This window comes from Streptomyces sp. NPDC023838 (assembly GCF_040639555.1).
Taxonomy (GTDB): Bacteria; Actinomycetota; Actinomycetes; order Streptomycetales; family Streptomycetaceae; genus Streptomyces.
This window is the reverse complement of record NZ_JBFAAD010000012.1, coordinates 107,446-126,176: the sequence shown is the minus strand read 5'-3', so window position 1 is coordinate 126,176 and position 18,731 is coordinate 107,446. Positions and strand designations below refer to the sequence as shown.

The 18,731-nt window shown below is 73.5% G+C and carries 12 protein-coding genes; 2 read left to right on the top strand and 10 right to left on the bottom strand.

Annotated elements, in window-relative coordinates:
- Nucleotides 1–5: 5 nt before the first annotated feature.
- Both AB0G17_RS17500 and AB0G17_RS17495 read right to left on the bottom strand, forming a co-directional pair.
- Nucleotides 6–3,413: a tetratricopeptide repeat protein gene (locus AB0G17_RS17500; protein ID WP_361382679.1), complete on the bottom strand. Its 3,408-nt coding sequence runs from the start codon at nt 3,411–3,413 to the stop codon at nt 6–8.
- A gap of 37 nt (nt 3,414–3,450) precedes the next feature.
- Entirely contained in the window at nt 3,451–6,045 is a 2,595-nt protein-coding gene (locus AB0G17_RS17495; RefSeq protein WP_361382676.1) for a bifunctional FO biosynthesis protein CofGH, read from the bottom strand.
- A 195-nt stretch (nt 6,046–6,240) separates the two neighbouring features.
- Here AB0G17_RS17495 and AB0G17_RS17490 point away from each other — a divergent pair, with 195 nt between their 5' ends.
- Nucleotides 6,241–7,881 carry a CocE/NonD family hydrolase gene (locus tag AB0G17_RS17490; protein ID WP_361382673.1) on the top strand — a complete coding sequence of 547 codons (1,641 nt, stop codon included), beginning with the start codon at nt 6,241–6,243 and terminating at the stop codon, nt 7,879–7,881.
- A gap of 89 nt (nt 7,882–7,970) precedes the next feature.
- On the opposite strand, the gene AB0G17_RS17485 is transcribed toward AB0G17_RS17490, so the two are convergent.
- The gene (locus AB0G17_RS17485; protein ID WP_361382670.1) at nt 7,971–8,801 is read right to left on the bottom strand and encodes an LLM class F420-dependent oxidoreductase; all 831 of its coding nucleotides are present in this window, start codon (nt 8,799–8,801) and stop codon (nt 7,971–7,973) included.
- 169 nt (nt 8,802–8,970) lie between these two features.
- Here AB0G17_RS17485 and AB0G17_RS17480 point away from each other — a divergent pair, with 169 nt between their 5' ends.
- Nucleotides 8,971–10,494, top strand: a complete 1,524-nt coding sequence (locus AB0G17_RS17480) for a CehA/McbA family metallohydrolase (RefSeq protein ID WP_361382667.1) — start codon at nt 8,971–8,973, stop codon at nt 10,492–10,494.
- Nucleotides 10,495–10,579: 85 nt separating this feature from the next.
- Here AB0G17_RS17480 and AB0G17_RS17475 read toward each other — a convergent pair whose 3' ends face one another.
- From AB0G17_RS17475 to AB0G17_RS17445, 7 genes are all read right to left on the bottom strand, one after another.
- Nucleotides 10,580–12,046, bottom strand: a complete 1,467-nt coding sequence (locus tag AB0G17_RS17475; RefSeq protein WP_361382664.1) for an aldehyde dehydrogenase family protein — start codon at nt 12,044–12,046, stop codon at nt 10,580–10,582.
- Entirely contained in the window at nt 12,043–13,785 is a 1,743-nt protein-coding gene (locus AB0G17_RS17470; protein ID WP_361382661.1) for a D-aminoacylase, read from the bottom strand. Before AB0G17_RS17470 ends, AB0G17_RS17475 begins: the two co-directional genes overlap by 4 nt.
- A 342-nt stretch (nt 13,786–14,127) precedes the next feature.
- Nucleotides 14,128–15,255: an LLM class flavin-dependent oxidoreductase gene (locus AB0G17_RS17465; RefSeq protein ID WP_361382658.1), complete on the bottom strand. Its 1,128-nt coding sequence runs from the start codon at nt 15,253–15,255 to the stop codon at nt 14,128–14,130.
- A gap of 113 nt (nt 15,256–15,368) precedes the next feature.
- Nucleotides 15,369–16,154, bottom strand: a complete 786-nt coding sequence (locus AB0G17_RS17460; RefSeq protein WP_361382655.1) for an SDR family NAD(P)-dependent oxidoreductase — start codon at nt 16,152–16,154, stop codon at nt 15,369–15,371.
- Nucleotides 16,155–16,164: 10 nt separating this feature from the next.
- Nucleotides 16,165–17,070 (bottom strand): LLM class F420-dependent oxidoreductase, encoded by a 906-nt coding sequence (locus AB0G17_RS17455; RefSeq protein ID WP_361382884.1) that lies wholly within the window; start codon nt 17,068–17,070, stop codon nt 16,165–16,167.
- 200 nt (nt 17,071–17,270) lie between these two features.
- On the bottom strand, nt 17,271–17,696 hold the full coding sequence (locus AB0G17_RS17450) for a PaaI family thioesterase (RefSeq protein WP_361382652.1): 426 nt from the start codon (nt 17,694–17,696) through the stop codon (nt 17,271–17,273).
- Between the two features lie 148 nt (nt 17,697–17,844).
- A complete protein-coding gene (locus AB0G17_RS17445; protein ID WP_361382649.1) occupies nt 17,845–18,726 on the bottom strand; it encodes a hypothetical protein in 882 nt (293 codons plus the stop codon).
- Between the last annotated feature and the right edge of the window lie 5 nt (nt 18,727–18,731).

Genomic DNA, 18,731 nt, shown 5'->3' with positions numbered 1-18,731 from the left:
AGGGACTAAGGGAAGGGGTGGGGTGGGGGGCACCCCTCCAGGCGCCTCCATGCCCGTTCCGTTCGGGTCGACAGCGCCTCCCCCGACCCCCCGGCGCACAGCCTCAGTTCCTCCAGCCCCTCCGCCTCCGCCGCCGCCTCCTCCCACGACACGTCCCGGGCCGGCGAGAGCAGTTCGTCCGCCCGGGGCCAGTCGCCGCGGGCGCAGGCCGCCACCAGGCCGTCGCCCTGCCAGGGCGCGGACGCGCAGCCCCGGCGGCTCGCCGCCATCGCCCGGTGGAACGCGCCCTCGGGGCCGGTCAGGGACGCCGCCGCGTCCGCCGCCGGGCCGAGGTTCCCCCGGGCCCGGTGCGAGGCCGCGAGGGCGGGGCCGGACCGCGCGCGGCCGTCCAGCAGCTCCAGGCAGTGGTCGAGGAGCGGGCCCGCCGCGCCGCCCCCCGCCAGGCACACCCGCGCCCGGCGCCCGTACGCCCAGCCGATCTCCGGGTCCAGCTCCAGGGCGCGGTCGAGGGCCGACAGCGCCTCCCCGGGGCGCGCGAGGGACAGCAGGGCCGCCGCCAGCGCCGCGTGCAGCGCCCCCTGGCCGGGGTCGAGCTCCACCGCACGGACCAGGCACGCGTACGCCTCCTCGTGGCGGCCCAGAGCCCGCAGCACCTGGCCCCGGCCCGCCACCGGCACCGCGTCCCGGGGGTCCTCCTCGGCCGCCGCCGCGTAGTCCGCGAGCGCCTCCTCGTACCGGCCGGCCCGGCGGTACGCCTCTCCCCGTACCGCCCGGATTCCTCGCTCGTCCGGGCCGGAGACCTCCACCGCCCGCTCCAGGTCCGCCAGTTCGCCCTCCGTGTCGCCCAGGTCGGCCCGCAGGAAAGCCCGTTCCACCAGCGGGGACGGGCTGTCGGCGTGGAGCCGGACCGCGCGGTCCAGGTCCGCCAGCGCCTCCTCCACCCGCCACAGCCGGCGCCTCATCCGGCCCCGCCAGGTCAGCGCGTACAGATCGTCCGGCGCCTGCTCCACCGCCCGGTCGAGGTCCGCAAGGGCGCCCTCGGGGTCGGACAGTTCCGAGCGCAGGCGGGCGCGCATGATCAGGGACCAGGTGTAGGCAGGATCGAGCTCCAGCGCCCGGCCGTAGTCCGCCAGGGCCTCCTCGAAGCGGCCCAGGGCCTCCAGGGACAGGGCGCGGCTGCCCAGCGCCCACGCGTACCCGCCGTCGAGGGCGAAGGCGCGGCCGTACTCCGCCACCGCCTCCTCGTGGCGGCCCGTCGAGCGCAGCAGGTCGCCGCGCTCCCCGACCACCCACGCCGGGTCCGTCGACAGCCGCTCCGCGCGCTCCAGGTCGGCGAGCGCGCCCGCCGTGTCCGCGAGGCCTCGGCGCACCTGGGCGCGGCGCACCAGCGCCCACTCGTAGTCCTGGTTCAGCTCCAGGGCCCGGTCCAGGTCGGCCAGGGCGCCCTCCAGGAGGCCCAGCTGGTGGCGGATCCGGCCGCGGCTGGCGGGGGCCCAGGCGTCGCCCGGGTCGAGGAGGATCGCGCGGTCCAGGTCCGCCAGCGCCTCCTCGAAGCGGCCGAGCCGGCGGTACATGTCGCCCCGGTAGCCGAGGTAGTACGCGTCGTCCGGGGCCAGTTCGCAGGCCCGGTCGAGGTCGGGGAGCGCGGCCGCGGGGCCGTCGAGCGCGTTGCGCACCACGCTGCGGCTGTAGTACGCCCGCACCCGCCCCGGGTCGAGCGCGATCGCCTGGTCCAGCTCGGCCAGCGCCTGCGCGTGCCTGCCCTCGTGGCGCAGCTCCCGGGCCCGTACGACATGGGCGCCCGCGCGGCCCTCGGCGCTGAGCCCGCCCCGGGACAGCAGCAGGGCCAGCACCTTCTCCACGCCGCCCTGTTCGTCGGCGAGCGCGGCCAGGCAGTCCGCGCCCCAGCGCCGCAGCGGCTCGGCGTCGGCGTCCTCGCCCGCCTCGGCCAGGGTCGTGGCCCAGCGGCGGGCGACGGCGGGCCCGGCGTCGCAGGCGTCGACGCCGTCGCGGAGCATCTGGGCGAGCGCGGCCCCGGGCCGGGCGCACAGCAGGTGGTACGACTCCTCCAGGCGCAGCTCGCGCCACCGCTGCCCGCTCCACAGGCGGTGTGCCGGGCCCGCCTCCGCGGCGGCCTCGCGGCGGGCGCCGATCGCTTCGGCGAGCCGCTGGTGGCAGGCGGTCCAGCGCTGCGGCGAGCCGGTGCGCTGGACGCCGAGCATGGCGGCGCGGACGACGCCGTGGTACTGGGCGCGCCCGCCGTGGTCGCTGACGAACGGCAGCGACCGCAGCCAGCCGTACAGGCCCGCCGCGTCCTCGTCGACGGCCGCCCGGAACACGTCCTCGTCGATGTGCCGGGGCAGCGCGCAGGCGAGCGCGGCCGCCCGCCGCACGGGGTCGCCCTCCCACTTCAGGAAGCGGTCGACGGCGGTGGTGCCGGGGGCGCGCGCGTCGCCGGGGTTCTCCGCGAGCGTGGACACCAGGACGGGCAACCGGCCGGAGAGCCGCAGCACGTCGCGGACGACCTCCTCGTCCACCACGCCCTTGGCGGCGAGCAGTTGGCGCGCCTCGGTCTCGGTGAACAGGTCCAGCGGCAGCTCCGCCACCAGGTCCGCGCAGTCCGCCCAGCAGCCGGGGTCCAGGCGGCGCTGGCCAGCGAGGACCACCACGACCTGGGCGGGCAGCGCCCCGTACCGCTCGGTGGTGAGCAGGTCGCGCAGCCAGGTGTCGAGGAACGGCGAGGTGCGTTCGTACGTGTCGAAGAAGAGGACGGTCCACGGCACGTCGTCGGCGATCCGCACCAGCTCCGCGACCAGGACCGGGGTGAGGACCTTCACCGGGTCCAGGACCAGCTGGACGTCCTCCTGCTTGCCGAACCGGGCGCTCAGGGCCGCCCGCATCCGCTCGGCTCCCAGGGCCAGTTGCTGGGCGTCCATGCCGCCCGCGAGCACGCCCACGCCGGGCACCAGGCCGAGGCCGACCAGGGACGCCTGGGCGAGTGCGGTGGAGCCGGGCGAGGGTGCCGCCGGGTCGGCGGGCGCGGTGGTGGACTCCGCCTCGTACCGCCGCTGACGGTAGGTGGCCAGGAGCCGCTCCAGGGCCTTGAGCGGGTGGCCCTGGCGGGTGAAGTGCGCGCAGATCGCGGCGAGCGTCTCGGGGACGCTGTTGACGGCCTCGTCGGCGTAGGCCGTCACCGCGCCGCGCTCGCGCGCGGTGTGCTCCAGTTCGCGGACGAGCGACGTCTTGCCGACTCCGGCGGCGCCGTGGACGTGGAAGACGAACCGGTGCCGTTCGTCGTCGACGGGGGCGTCGAAGTTCTCCCGGAACAGGGCGAGTTCGTCCCGCCGGCCGACGAACCCGGCCCGTCTGCGCCGGCGGATGAGCTCCTGCATCGACGGTTTGCCCACTGCCATGGGATCAGTATGCGACCCCCTGGCGCACCCGGGCCGCTCAGTCCCCCAACACCGGCAGCAGCTGCGGCAGATGGCCGTCCGACGCGTGGGCCGCGTCCTGCCTCTCGCGCGGCACCTCGCCGTACAGCGTGGTGCGCGGCCTGGCCGGACGGCCCGCGGCCTCCGCGATCGCGGTCAGGTCCTTGATGGAGCGGTAGGAGCCGTAACTCGATCCCGCCATCCGGGAGATGGTCTCCTCCATGAGCGTGCCGCCCAGGTCGTTGGCGCCCGAGCGCAGCATCTCGGCGGCGCCCTCGGTGCCCAGCTTCACCCAGCTGGTCTGGATGTTGGGGATGTGCGGGTGCAGCAGGAGGCGGGCCATCGCCATCACCGCGCGGTTGTCGCGGGTGGTGGGGCCGGGGCGGGCGATCCCGGCCAGGTAGACCGGCGCGTTGGTGTGGATGAAGGGCAGCGTCACGAACTCGGTGAAGCCACCGGTCTCCTGCTGGATGCGGGAGAGCGTACGGAAGTGGCCGAGCCAGTGGCGGGGCTGGTCCACGTGCCCGTACATCATGGTCGAGGAGGAGCGGATGCCCAGTTCATGGGCGGTCTTCACGACCTCGATCCAGGTGGCGGTGGGCAGTTTGCCCTTGGTGAGGACCCAGCGGACCTCGTCGTCGAGGATCTCGGCGGCCGTCCCGGGGATCGAGTCCAGGCCCGCCTCCTTGGCGGCGGTGAGCCACTCGCGGATCGACAGGCCGGTGCGGGTGGCGCCGTTGACGACCTCCATCGGCGAGAAGGCGTGCACGTGCATGCCCGGCACGCGCTCCTTGACGGCTCGCGCGATGTCGAAGTAGGCGGTGCCCGGCAGGTCCGGGTGGATGCCGCCCTGCATACAGACCTCGACCGCGCCCACATCCCAGGCCTGTTCGGCCCGGTCGGCCACCTGGGACAGGGAGAGGGTGTACGCGTCGGCGTCGGTGCGGCGCTGGGCGAAGGCGCAGAAACGGCAGCCGGTGTAGCAGACGTTGGTGAAGTTGATGTTCCGCGTGACGATGTACGTGACGTCGTCGCCCACCACGTCCCGGCGCAGCTCGTCCGCGATCCGGCAGAGCGCGTCCAGGGCCGGGCCGTCCGCGTGCAGCAGCGCCAGCGCCTCGTCGTCGGTGAGCTTGGTGGGGTCGTCGGCGGCCGTCGCGAGCGCGGCCCGTACGTCGGTGTCGATGCGGGAGGGCACCAGGCCCGGGGCGGCCGCCTCGCGCAGCGCCTCCCAGTCGCCGTACACCTCGTCGAAGTCGTCGCGGCGGTCGAAGGTGCGGCCCTCGGTGTCGATGGTGCGGTGCAGATCGGTGCGGCCGGTGGCGGTGAAGGCCTCCTCGGGCTCCTGCCAGGGGTGGCCCTCGACCACCGCGTCGGGCCGCGCGAGACCCGTCCCGGGGTCCGCGAGCGCCCGGACGTGCGGCAGCAGCCGGGGGTCCAGCCAGGGCTCGCCCCGCCGCACGAACTCGGGGTAGACGCAGAGGCGTTCGCGCAGCTCGAAACCGGCGGCGGCCGACTCCGAGGCGAGCTGCTCGATCCGCGGCCAGGGCCGCTCGGGGTTCACATGGTCGATGGTGAGCGGCGAGACCCCGCCCCAGTCGTCGATGCCCGCGCCGATCAGCCGTCCGTACTCGCTGTCGACGAGGTTGGGCGGCGCCTGGAGGCAGCCGGAGGGGCCCATGATGTGCCGGGCCACCGCGACCGTGGCGACCAGCTCGTCCAGCTCCGCGTCCGGCATGCCGCGCATCGCGGTGTCGGGCTTGGCGCGGAAGTTCTGGATGATGAGTTCCTGGATGCCGTGGTACGAGCGTGCCACGCGGCGCAGCGCGAAGAGCGACTCGGCGCGCTCCTCGTACGTCTCGCCGATGCCGATGAGCAGCCCGCTGGTGAACGGCACTGACGAGCGGCCCGCGTCCTCCAACACCCGCAGCCGCACGGCCGGTTCCTTGTCCGGGGAGCCGTGGTGGGGGCCGCCCGGCTCGGACCAGAGGCGGGTGGCGGTGGTCTCCAGCATCATGCCCATGGACGGGGCCACGGGCTTGAGGCGCTGGAAGTCGGTCCACGACATGACACCCGGGTTGAGGTGCGGCAGCAGGCCGGTCTCCTCCAGGATGCGGATGGAGATGGCCCGGACGTACGCGATGGTGTCGTCGTAGCCGTGCGCGTCCAGCCACTCGCGGGCCTCGGGCCAGCGGTCCTCCGGCTTGTCGCCGAGGGTGATCAGGGCTTCCTTGCAGCCGAGGCGGGCGCCCCGGCGGGCGATGTCCAGGACCTCGTCGGGGGACATGAACATCCCGTGCCCGGCCCGGCGCAGCTTGCCGGGGACGGTGACGAAGGTGCAGTAGTGGCACTTGTCGCGGCACAGCCGGGTGAGCGGGATGAAGACGCTCTTGGAGTACGTGATGACTCCGGGGCGGCCCGCGGCCGCGAGGCCCGCGTCGCGCACCCGGGCTGCGGAGGCGGCCAGGTCCACGAGGTCGTCGCCGCGCGCCTGGAGCAGCACGGCCGCCTCGGTGGCGTCCAGAGCGACGCCGTCCCTGGCTCGTTTCAGCGCGCGCCGCATCGCGTTGGCGGTCGGTGCGTCTGCCTGCGGTCGCTGCGCGCTCGGAGTCATCCCCCGAGCATACGAGCGGTTCCCGTACGACGACATGCCGCCCGGGATCTTCGCGTTCCCGCACTTTTCCGGCCAATCTTCCCCGACTGCCAGGAACTCGCTCCGTGTTCACACCGATACTGAGAGTCGCTCCGGGCCCGGGGGTGATCGATCCGCCATCCGATCCGTACCACTGAGAAACGGGACGGTACTGACGTGACATCAGAACGTACGCAGCCGACGACCCTCTACCCGGAGCTGGACGAGGACGCGCTCAAGCGGTACTTCGAGGCGCTCACCAGCGGCGACACCACGCACGTGGCGCCCGCGCGGGCCGCCGAGATCGAGGAGGCCAGGGCCGTCGCCCTGCCGGTCCGGGTGAAGATCCCCGGGGCGCGCGGGGACGAACTCGACGGGGTGCTGTGGAAGCACCTGGCCGGCGCGCGGGAGCGGCCCGCGGTCATCATGCCCTCGCCGTGGACCTCGCTCGGCTGGCTGGTCTACGTGGCGCAGGCGACCCGGTTCGCGGCCACCGGATACAACGTCCTGGTCTACTCGGCGCGCGGCTTCGGCGCGTCCGGCGGCGAGGTGGAGGTCGCGGGGCCGCTCGACGTCGAGGACGCGGGCAAGGCCATCGACTTCCTGACCGACCGGGTGGGCGCCGCCCCCACCGCGCTCGGCTTCCTCGGCGACTCCTACGGCTCCGGCATCAGCCAGCTGATCGCCGCCCGCGACGAGCGCGTCCACGCGGTCGCGGCCCTGTCCACCTGGGGCGACGTGGGCGAGGCGTTCTACGAGAACTCCACCCGCCACGTCGCCGCCGTCGCCACCCTGCTGAGCGCGGCGGGCGACGCACGGCTCAGCGAGCGCACCCGGCGGGCCTTCGACGACCTGCTCGCCGACCGCAACATCGAGAAGACGCTGGAGTGGGCGGCCGAGCGCTCCCCGCTCACCTACGTCGACGCCCTCAACCGCCGCTCCGTGCCGGTGTTCTTCGCGCACGCCTGGCACGAGACGCTCTTCCCGGCCAACCAGACCCTGCGGATGTTCCAGGCACTGACCGGCCCCAAGCGGATCGACCTGTCCATCGGGGACCACTCCGGTCCGGAGATGACCGGCATGCTCGGGCTGCCCAACCGGATCTGGGAGGACGCGCACCGGTTCTTCGCCCACCACCTCAAGGAGGTGGACAACGGCGTGGGCGGGCAGGACCAGGTGGTCAGCCAGGTCATGTGGGGCGCGGCGCTGGAGTCGCGGCCCACCTGGGACGCGGTCACCGGCAGCACCGAGCGCCTCTATCTGACCGGCTCGGCCGTCGACGGCGACGGCGGTCTCGCCGACAAGCCCGACACCGGCTGGAGCGTCCGCATCCAGACCGGCGCCGACACCCCGGCGACGGTGGCCGACGCGATCGTGACCGCCGGGTACGCCGAGATGGCGGGCAACCCGAAGGTGTACGCGGTGAACGAGATCGACCGCGCCGACGCGGGGGTGTGGGCGAGCCAGCCGATGGCGGTGACCACCAAGCTGCGCGGCATCCCGCGCCTGCACCTCGCGTACACGCCGAGCGCCCACCACTCGACGCTGATCGCCCACCTCTTCGACGTCTCCCCCGACGGCGCCGCGCACATCGTCACGCACGCGCCCTTCACCCACCTCGGCAAGGAGCCCGGGCAGCGCGTCCGGGCCGAGATCGCGCTCCAGGCCACCGGTTACGACGTGCCGGCCGGGCACCGGCTGCTGCTCGTGATCGACGCCCGCGACCCGTTCTACGGCGACGCCAACCAGCCGCGCGCCACCATCGACATCGCGGCGGACGACGAGGACCCGTCGTACCTGGACATCCCGCTCGGATGAGGTCCGCGGGGGGCGCGGCGGCCCGGCACCGGCCGGCCGCCGCGCCCTCACACGTACGTCCTCACAGGCACGTCCTTACCCCTACGCCCTCACACGTACGGCGCGAACTCGTCCAGCGCCTTCAGTACGGTCCGCTCGTCGCCGGACGGCAGCTGGAGGACGATCTCGTCGATGCCCAGGTCCGCGTAGTGGGTGAGCTTGCCGGGCGAGGGGAGCACCGCGTACGGGACGATCCGCAGGTCGTCCGGGGCGCGGCCCGCCTCCTCCCAGGCCCGGCGGAGCAGCGGCAGGGAGTCGGTGAGCCCGCCGCCGCCGATCGGCAGCCAGCCGTCCGCGTACTCCGCGATGTGCGCGAACAGCTTCGGCCCCGCCGCGCCGCCGACCAGGACGCGCGGCGCCCCGTTCCGCACCGGCTTGGGGTGCGCCTCGCTGGGCCGCACCGAGCCGTAGGCGCCCTCGTACCCGGTGGGCTTCTCGGCCCACAGCGCCCGCATCAGCGCCATGCGGTCGCGCACCAGCTCACGGCGCGTGGACCACTCCACCCCGTGGTCTGCGGCCTCCTCGCGGTTCCAGCCGTAGCCGACGCCGAGCGTGAAGCGGCCGCCGGAGAGGTGGTCGAGGGTGGCGGCCTGCTTGGCCAGGTCGATGGGGTCGTGCTGGGCGACCAGGGTGATGCCGGTGCCCAGGCCCAGCGACGGGGCGACGGCGGCCACCTGGCCGAGCGCGACGAACGGGTCCAGGGTGCGGCCGTACTGGCGCGGCAGCTCGCCGCCCGGCGGGTACGGCGAGAGCCGTTCGACGGGGATGTGCGTGTGCTCCGGCAGATACAGCCCGGCGAATCCGCGCTCCTCCAGCTCGCGGGCGAGCCGGACGGGAGTGATCGTCTCGTCGGTGAGGAAGATCGTGGTGGCGATACGCATCCCCACTTCCTATCCCCGGCGGGTCGAGGGTGCAAGAGAGCGATGCGGCCGTCGGCCGGTCATCGACCGGCCATCCGCCAACTTCCGCCCCTTGCAGCGGAGTTCACGGAGGCGTACGACTGTGGACACCCACCCAGCCGCCCCTTCCACCCCCCTGGGAGCACTGGCCATGACCGGACCCGAGGACAGCACCCCCGAGGACAGGACCATCGGCCGCCGCGCGCTGTTCGCGACCGGCGCGGCCACCGCGCTCACGCTCGGAACCGTGAGCTTCGCGAGCGCGGCCCCCGGCGGCGAGAGCGGCGGCGCCCCCGCCGAGCGGACCCGGGTCGTCGCCGGCACCCTGCCGCCCGGCACGCCCGACTTCGTGTATCTGCCGGTGGAGGTCCCGCGCGGGGTGCGCGAGATCGCGGTGTCGTACACGTACGAGAAGGCGACGGTCCCGGCGGGCACCCAGAACAACGCCCTGGACATCGGCATCTTCGACGAGCGCGGCACGGAGCTGGGCGGCCGGGGCTTCCGGGGCTGGTCGGGCGGCGCCCGCACCGAGTTCTTCATCCGCGCGGACGCGGCGACGCCCGGCTACATCCCGGGCCCGGTGCGCGCCGGGACCTGGCACATCGTGCTCGGCCCGTACACGGTCGCGCCGCAGGGCCTGCCGTACACCGTGACGATCACCCTGAAGTCCGGCGAGCGGGGCACTACGCCCAAGCCCGTGTACCCGCCGCCGCGGGCCAAGGGGCGGGGCCGGGCCTGGTACCGGGGCGACTGCCATCTGCACTCCTGGTACTCGGACGGCAAGCGCACCCCGGCCGAGATCGCGGCGCTCGCGCGGGCGGCGGGCCTGGACTTCATCAACACCTCCGACCACAACACCCATGCCTCGCACCCGGCGTGGGAGGGCCTGTGGGGCGACGACCTGCTGATCCTCACCGGCGAGGAGATCACCACCCGCAACGGGCACGTGCTGGCGCTCGGCACCGACCCGGGCACCTTCGTCGACTGGCGCTACCGCGCCCGCGACAACCGCTTCGGCCGCTTCGCCCGGGAGATCCGCCGCGCCGGGGGCCTGGTCGTCCCGGCGCATCCGCACGCCACCTGCGTCGGCTGCAACTGGAAGTTCGGGTTCGGCGAGGCGGACGCGGTGGAGGTGTGGAACGGCCCGTATACCCCGGACGACGAGGTCTCGCTCCAGGAGTGGGACAACACGCTCGCCCTGGCGGGCCGTTCGGGCGGCTCCTGGACCCCGGCGATGGGCAACAGCGACGCGCACCGCGACCCCGACCGCATCGGCGGCCCCCAGACGGTCGTCCTCGCCGACGACCTGTCCCGGGAGGCGATCCAGGCGGGCCTGAAGGCGGGCCACTCCTACGTGGCGGAGTCGTCGGCGCTCTCCCTCGCCTTCACCGTCTCCGGCGGCCGTGGCGGCCACGCGGGCATCGGCGAGAGGCTGCGGGTGGCTCGCGACGAGCCGGTCACCGTGCGGCTCGATGTCACCGGTGCGCCGGGCTGCACGGCCGCCTTTGTCACGGACCAGGGGACGCTGTTCACCGCGCCGGCGGGGGCGGTGGAGTGGCGGACCACGGCGTCGTACGCGACGTACGTACGGGCCGAGGTCCGCCATCCGCCACTGGTGGCGGGGTTGCCGGGCCCGCTGGCGGCGTTCACGAACCCGGTGTTCCTGGGCGACTAGGAGTTCGACCGGGCGGGTTGTTCGTCGACTGCGGGCCGGTGGTGGGCGCGACCAGCCCACCACCGGCCCGCAGACGAAAGCCCGGCTAGCTGCCGCCCGGCCAGACGATCGCCTGCATCTCGCTGTACGCGTGCAGCGCGTACGAGCCGACGTCACGGCCCACCCCACTCCGCTTGAACCCCCCGAACGGCGCCTCCATGTTCCGGCCGATCGTGTTCACGCCGACGCCCCCCGCCCGCAGCCGACGGGCGACACGGAAGGCGCGCGCCACATCACCGGACCACACATAGTCCAGCAGGCCGTAGTCGCTGTCGTTGGCCAGCGCCACCGCCTCCTCCTCGTCGTCGAAGGGGACGACGACCACGACCGGCCCGAAGATCTCCTCGCGGACGACGCGCATGTCATTGGTGCAGTCGACGAGGAGGGTGGGGGCCACATAGAAACCCCGCTCCAGCGGCGGACGTTCGCCGCCGGCCACCACCCGCGCCCCCTCCTTGCGGCCTAGCTCCACGTACGACTCGACGCGGTCGCGGTGCGCCGCAGAGATCACCGGCCCCACCACCGTGCCCGCCTCCGCGGGATCGCCCACCTTCAAGTGGCCGATATACGCGGTGAGTTGCTCCACCAGCCGGTCATGCACCGCCCGGTGCACCAGCACCCGGGTCGGGGCCGTGCAGATCTGGCCGCTGTAGAACGAGAACGTCGTGCCGATGCCCATCACCGCCGCCCCCACGTCCGCGTCCTCGAAGACGACCGCCGCACCCTTCCCGCCGAGCTCCATGAGCTGGCGCTTCATGCCCCGGCCGCACACCTCCGCGATGCGCTGCCCCACCGCCGTGGAGCCGGTGAAGCTGACCATGTCGACGTCCGGGGAGTCCACGGCCGCCTCCCCGACGGCCGGGGCCGAGCCGGTGACCACGTTCACCACCCCCCTCGGCACGCCCGCCTCCGCCAGCGCCTCGGCCATACGGAAGACCGACAGCGGGTCCTGGGGCGCGGGCTTCACCACCACCGTGTTGCCCATGGCGAGCGCGGGCGCGACCTTCCCCGCCGGGTTGGCCCAGGGGTTGTTGTACGAGGTGACGCAGGTGATCACCCCCACCGGCTGGCGGACGGCGACGGCCCCGAAGACGCCCGCCCGCCCCATCGGCCCCGCCTCGTTGATCTGCGGCGCGATCGCGCTCTCCACCGGCTCCAGGGCGCCCCTCGCGTACCGCCGGAAGCGGGCGGCGCCCACCGCGACCTGCATGCCGCGCGCGGTGGCGGTGGTGGCGCCGGTCTCGGCGCGGGCGAGTTCGGCGTACGGGGTGAACTCGCGCTGGATGACGTCCGCCGCCCGGTCCAGGATCGCGGCGCGCTCCTCGGGGGCGGTGCGGGACCAGCCCTCGAAGGCCTCCCGGGCGGCGGCGGCCGCCGCGTACACCTGGTCCCGGCTCGCCTCGGGGGCGAGCCCGACGACCTCCTCGGTGGCGGGGTCGAGGATCTCGTACTGCCCGCCGTCGGGCTCGACCCACGCGCCGTCGATGAACAACTTCGGCTCGTACAGCGTCACTTGACGGACACCGTCCTCGTGTCGCGGCCGGAGCGCAGGACCGTGCCCGGCACCGCGCCCGTCACCACGTCGTCGCGGATCGTCTCGACGCCGTTGACCCGGACCGAGACGACGCCGATCGCCTTGGAGTCCAGGCGCGGGCTGTCGCCGGGCAGGTCGTGGACGAGGGTCGCGGGGCCGGCCTCGATGCGCTCGGGGTCGAAGAGGACGAGGTCGGCGTGGTAGCCCTCCTCGATCCGGCCCCGCTCCCGCAGCCCGAACAGCCGCGCCGGGTCGTCGCTGAGCATCTGCACGGCCCGCTCCAGCGGTACGAGCCTGCGGCCGCGCAGACAGTCCCCGAGGAAGCGCGTGGTGTACGGGGCTCCGCACATCCGGTCCAGGTGGGCGCCCGCGTCGGAGCCGCCGAGCAGGACGTCCTCGTGCTGCCAGGTCTCCTGGCGCAGCGCCCAGCTGGCCGGGTCGTTGTCGGTCGGCATGGGCCAGAGAACCGTACGCAGACGGTCGTTGGCGCAGATCTCGACCAGGCAGTGGAAGGGGTCCTGGCCGCGCTCGGCGGCGATGTCGCGCACCACACGCCCGGTGAGCCCGGCGTTCGCCTCGGAGTAGGTGTCCCCGATGACGTACCGCCCGAAGTCCGCGAGCCGCCGGAAGACCCCAGCCTCCTTGCTCTCGGCGCGGCGCAGCATCTCGGCGCGTACGGCGGGTTCGCGCAGCCTCGCGACCCGCTCGGGGACGGGAAGGTTGAGGATGTCCCCCCACCCCGGGATGAGGTTGAGGGCGCAGAAGGTGCCCAGCGACATGTTCATCGGGGTGAGGATCGGCATGGTCAGCGCGACGATGCGGCCGCCCGCGCGGCGGGCGCGCTCGCTCGCGGCGAGCTGACGGGGGACGCGTTCGGGGACGGCCGCGTCGATGGTGAGGACGTTCCAGTTGAGGGGGCGCCCGGCGGCGGCGGACATCTCCACGAGGAGGTCTATCTCCTCGTCCGAGAACTGGTCGAGGCACCCGGCCACGATCGCCTCGATCTGGGTGCCCTCGTGCTGCCCGACCGCCCTGGAGAGCGCGAGCAGCTCGGCGGGCCGGGCATGCCGGGAGGCGACGGGGTGGCCGTCGCCGTCGGAATGGGTGGACGACTGGGTGGTGGACAGGCCCCAGGCGCCCGCGTCCATGGCGTCGTGGAGCAGGCGCAGCATGGCGTCGAGCTGGGCCGGGGTGGGCCGGCCTCCGACGGCGTCCGGCCCCATCACGTACCGGCGCAGTGCGCAGTGCCCGACCATGAACCCGGCGTTGACGGCGATCCGTCCTTCGAGGGCGTCCAGATACTCCCCGAACGTCGACCAGCTCCAGTCGACCCCGTCCTCCAGCGCCTTGAGCGCCATGCCCTCCACCCGGGCCATCATCCGCCGGGTGTAGTCGGCGTCCTCGGGGCGGTCGGGGTGGAGCGGAGCGAGGGTGAAGCCGCAGTTGCCGCCGGCGACGGTGGTGACGCCGTGGTTCATGGACGGGGTGGCGTACGGGTCCCAGAACAGCTGGGCGTCGTAGTGGGTGTGGGGGTCGACGAAGCCGGGGGCGAGGACGAGGCCGTGGGCGTCCTCGCTGGTACGGGCGCTCTGCGGGGCGAGGGTGCCGGGCTCGGCGATCTCCGCGATGCGGCCTTCGTGTACGGCCACGTCGGCGGGGTAGGCGGGGGCGCCGGTTCCGTCGACGACGGTCGCGCGCCGGATCAGGTGATCGATCATGCTGTCCCTCTCTGCCGGCTCCTCCGGAGCGTGGGTGTGCCCCGGCCGGGGGTCACGCGCGGCGGGCCGCCGCCGGGTGGCCTCCGGCCGGGGTGGACGGGGTTACGGTCCGGGATGCCGCGACCCCGTGCTCCTTGTTCGGCCCCCACCCCGCCCCTTCCCTAAAGCCCTCTGGCGGGCGGCCGGGGGCTTCGCCCCTGGGGCGGGTGTTCGTCTGCGGGCCGTCCCCAACTGGTCGCGCAGTTCCCCGTGCCCCTTAAATGCGCCCCGCAGGGGCGCCCCTATAGGGGCGCGGGGAACTGCGCGAGCCACCCACCACCGGCCCGCAGACGAACCGCCCGCTCAGGCGCCCGCGGCCTCGCGGAATCGGGTCGTCCGGTGTACCGGATCCGTGTCGATCTTCGGGATGACATGCTCCCCGATCAGCCGGATCGTGGTCATCGTGTCCTCGTAGGGCACACCGATCGGCAGCCCGAACGACAGCTGATCCGCCCCCGCCTGCTCCCACCGCTTGCACTGCCGCGTGACCTCGTCCGGATCCCCACAGATCATCAGCTCCTCCGCGATGAGGAGCTCGATGATCTCCGTGGTGTACTCGGGCAGCAGCTCGGGCCACTCCGGCACACCCTCCGGCCGGGGGAACGTGTCGTGGTAGCGGAACACCAGCGACTGGAGGCGGTTCAGGCCGCCCGCCGCCGCGATGGCCACCGCCTTGTCGTGCGTCTCCGCACAGATCGCCGTCGACGTCACCATCACGTTGTCGTTGACGAAGTCCGCGATCGGCTCCGCCTCCCGTATCGCCGTCTTGTACTGCTCCAGGACCCACTCCATGTCCGAGACCTTCTGGACGGAGAAGCCGAGGACGCCCAGGCCCTTCTTCGCGGCCATGGCGTACGACGAGGGGGACCCGGCCGCGTACCACATCGCCGGGTGCGACTTCCCGTACGGCTTGGGGAAGACCTTGCGCGGCGGCAGCGACCAGTGCTTGCCCTGGAACCCCACGTACTCGTCCTGGAGCCACATCTTGGGGAACTCCGCGATGGTCTCCTCCCAGATCTCCTTGGTGTGGTTCATGTCGGTGATGCCCGGCATGAACCCGAGGATCTCGTGGGAGCCCGCGCCGCGCCCGGAGCCGAACTCGAAGCGGCCCTCGCTGAGGTGGTCGAGCATCGCGACCTTCTCCGCCACCTTGACCGGGTGGTTGACCGGCGCGAGCGGGTTGAAGATGCCCGAGCCGAGGTGGATGCGCTCGGTCGCGTGGGCGAGGTAGCCGAGGAAGACCTCGTTGGCCGACAGGTGCGAGTACTCCTCCAGGAAGTGGTGCTCGGAGGCCCAGGCGTACTTGAAGCCGGACTTGTCCGCCTGGATGACGTATTCGGTCTCCTCCATGAGCGCCTTGTGCTCCGCCTGGGGGTCGACCGACGAGCGTGCCACGGGCACGTATCCCTGTACAAACAGCCCGAATTCCAAGGAGGTTCACCGTCCCTGTCAGCGTTTCTGACGCCTCGTCAGATTCATACGATACGGCGACTGTTCCACCGGCGTCCGACGTCGTCAATACCTGACGCCAAGTCAGGGATGGCTCAGAACAGGCTCACCCCGGCCAGCCAGCCGCCGTCGATCACGAACGGCTGGCCCGTGATGTACGCGGAGTCCTCGCTGGTCAGGAAGAGCGCGAGGGCCGCCACCTCCTCCGGCCGCCCGATCCGCCCCAGCGGCACCAGCCGCTTGTACAGCTCGGCCACCGCCTCCCTCGACTCCTCCGGGTCGGCCGTCGGGTCCAGGGCCGCCGGGTTGGTCATCGGGGTGTCCACGGCCCCGGGGCACACCGCGTTCACCCGGATCCCCTTCGCCGCGAGCTCCACCGCCGCGACGCGGGTGAGGCCGAGGATGGCGTGCTTGGTGGCGGCGTACGCACCGACGTACGCCATGCCCGTGAGCGCGGTGTACGAGGCCGTGTTGACGATGGTGCCGCCGCCGGCCGCCTCGATCTCGGGCGCCGCGTACTTGATGCCGAGGAAGGCGCCCACCTGGTTGACCTGGATGATCTGCTGGAACTCTTCGAGGGGGGTGGCGACGAGTTCGTTGAAGCGGAGGATGCCCGCGTTGTTGACGAGCCCGTCGAGGTGCCCGAAGGCCTCTTTGGTGAGGCCGACGGCGGCGATCCACTCCTCCTCCCGGCTGACGTCGAGATGGACGAACCGCGCCGACTCCTCCCCCAGCTCCTTGGCCACCGCCTCCCCCTGCTCGTCCAGCACGTCCGCGAGGACCACCTTGGCGCCCTCGGCCGCGAAGAGCCGCGCCTCCTGCTCGCCCTGCCCGCGCGCCGCGCCCGTGACGAGGACGACCCGCCCGTCCAGCTTGCCCATGTCCGACTCCCTAGGTGAGGTGTGGGGCCACGTCGGCGGCGAACGCCGCGATCTGGTCGATGAGTTCGGCGCGCCCGCGCGAGCGGAAGCGCAGCTGGATCTGGTGGACGCCGAGCGCGGCGTACTCGCGCAGGGAGTCGGCGAGGGCGTCGGGCTTGCCGCTGAGGGTGCGGCGCCCGAGGTCCCAGCGCGCCTCGCCCACGTACAGGGGCTCGGCGATGGCGCCGACGCAGAACGGCCGCTCGATCCCGTTCTTCTCCCGCACCTCCCTGATGCGGGCGATCTGGTGCGGCAGCTTGTCCCGGGGGTCGCCCTGCGGCAGCCAGCCGTCGCCGCGCAGGGCGGCGCGCCGGACGGCGGCGGGCGAGGAACCGCCGACCCAGATGGGCACGCGCTCCTGCGCGGGCCGGGGCCGCTGCCCGAGGTCCTGGAAGTCGAAGAGCCGCCCATGGAACTCGGGGAACTCCTCCGACCCCAGCGCGGCCCGCAGCGCGTCGACGCTCTCGTCGAGCACGGCCCCCCGGTGCGCGAAGTCGGCCCCGAGGACCTCGAACTCCTCCTGTACGTGTCCGGCGCCCACCCCCAGGACCAGCCGGCCGCCGCTGAGGTGGTCCAGGGTCGCGTACTGCTTGGCGGTGAGGAGGGGGTGGCGCAGCCCGACGACGGCGACGTGGCTGAGCAGGAGCGTGCGGGTGGTCAGGGCCGCGAGGTAGGCGAGGGTGGCGACGGGGTCGTACCACGTGGTGCCCATCGCGCCCGCGAGACGGCGGGGGATGGCGACGTGGTCGCAGGTGGCCAGGTAGTGGAAGCCGGCGCGGTCGGCGGCCCGCGCGATCTCGGCGAGGTCGTCCGGGGTGGCGCCGGCCTCCCAGGGTTCGGCGTACAGGGTGCTCTGGGACTGGATGGGGAGCTGCATCCCGTAGACGAGGGCGTGCGCTGGCACCGGGCCTCCTTGGCGTGGGCGGACCGTACGTACACCTGACGGCCCGTCACGCGACCGCCGCGTCCAGCTTGCTATCTGACGTGTCGTCAGACAAGCCCGGGGGACGCGGCGGTATCGGCTCCTATCCCGAGAGGGTGGTATCGGGTCCTACCCCAAGAGGGCGGTATCGGGTCCTACCCCAAGAGGGCATACACGGCGCTGGCCCGAGCGGCGGGCCCGTCCGCCATCTCCCCCTCCCCCTCCCCCTCGGCGGTGAGCGTGATCTCGGCGAAGGCCATGCGCCGCCCGAGCTTGGTGACGCGCGCGTCGACGAGCACGTCCGCGCCGACGACGGCCCGCTGGAAGCTGGTGGACTGCTGCACGGTGGTCATGGGCCCGTACGCGCCCCGGGCAGCGGAAATGGCGATCACGGTGGCGGTGTCGGCGGCGGCCATCAGGGCCTGCCCCGACATCCCGCCCCCGTCCCGCGCCAGCCGCGCGTCCCACGGCAGCCGCAACACGGCGTGCCGTTCCCCGACCTCCACGACGGCGAGCTTCAGATCGAGCACCCAGGGGGCGAAGTTGTCGGCGAGGATCTTCTGTGCGGTTTGGGGGGTCATGGGGGGATGGTGGCGGGGGTGGGGGGTGGGGGCAAGGGGGCCTTCCCGGATCACGGGCCTTCCGCCACCCCCGGCGCCGGCCGGTGGTGCCGCCCGGCGCCTCACCCGCCGCGCCCTGACCGGGAGCTCGTCCCGGGGGCGCCGTACGTCAGGAGCGCCGTCGGCGGCGCAGGTGCAGGAGCCCTCCGCCTGCCGCCGACAGGGCTACCGCGCCGGAGGCGGCAGGGAGCCAGGGACGTGAGGAACCGGCGGCAGCGGCCGTTGTGGTGGCGGCGGCCGTCGTGGTGGCGGCCCGGTCTTCGACAGGGGCGTAACCGCCGGCGAGACCCTTGCGGTCGTAGGCCGAGCCCGGGAGCTTGTCGCTGTAGCGCTTGGCGACGAGTTGCTGGTAGGCCTTGAGGGTGACGTGCGGCTTGCCTTGGAGGGCCACGCCGGCCTCCTTGTTGAGTGGTTCGACGGTGCCGTTGCTGGTCACCCGGTACCAGGCGTGGATCTGAGGCTCCATGAAGGTCTGTGCCTGATCGGTCCCGCGCTCGGCGGTGCCGACGTCCGCGTCGCCGTCGCGGATCCCCGCCAGCTCCCAGGCGTGGCCGCCCTGCTTCTGGGCGAGCAGGACAGCGGCCTGGTGGCCGTCGGCCGCGGAGACACGGGAGACGAGGTAGGAGAGCCGCAGAGCCGCGGCTGCGGTCGGCTTGGTCTTACCGGTGACGAACTCGGGTGACAGTTCGTAGAGCGGCACGGGCTTCTTGAGGTCGAAACCGGTCGAGGTGGCGGGGGCTTGGACGAGGCCGCGCGGGCTGCCGGCCGTGCCGCCGTCCGCGCCGGAGGCCGCCGTACGGTGCTCGGCGGCCGTCAGGAAGCGGGAGACGGTGTCGTGGACCTGGCCGGAGCGCAGCACCTGCTGCGCGGCGGTGTAGTCCGTCGCGGCGGGTGCGACAGGGCGGTCGGCGGCTTGCGCGGGAGCGCCCGCGCACAGGGTGGCGGCAGCGGCCGCGAACAGGACGGCGGCGCGTGTGGTCGTACGGTGCATGGTGG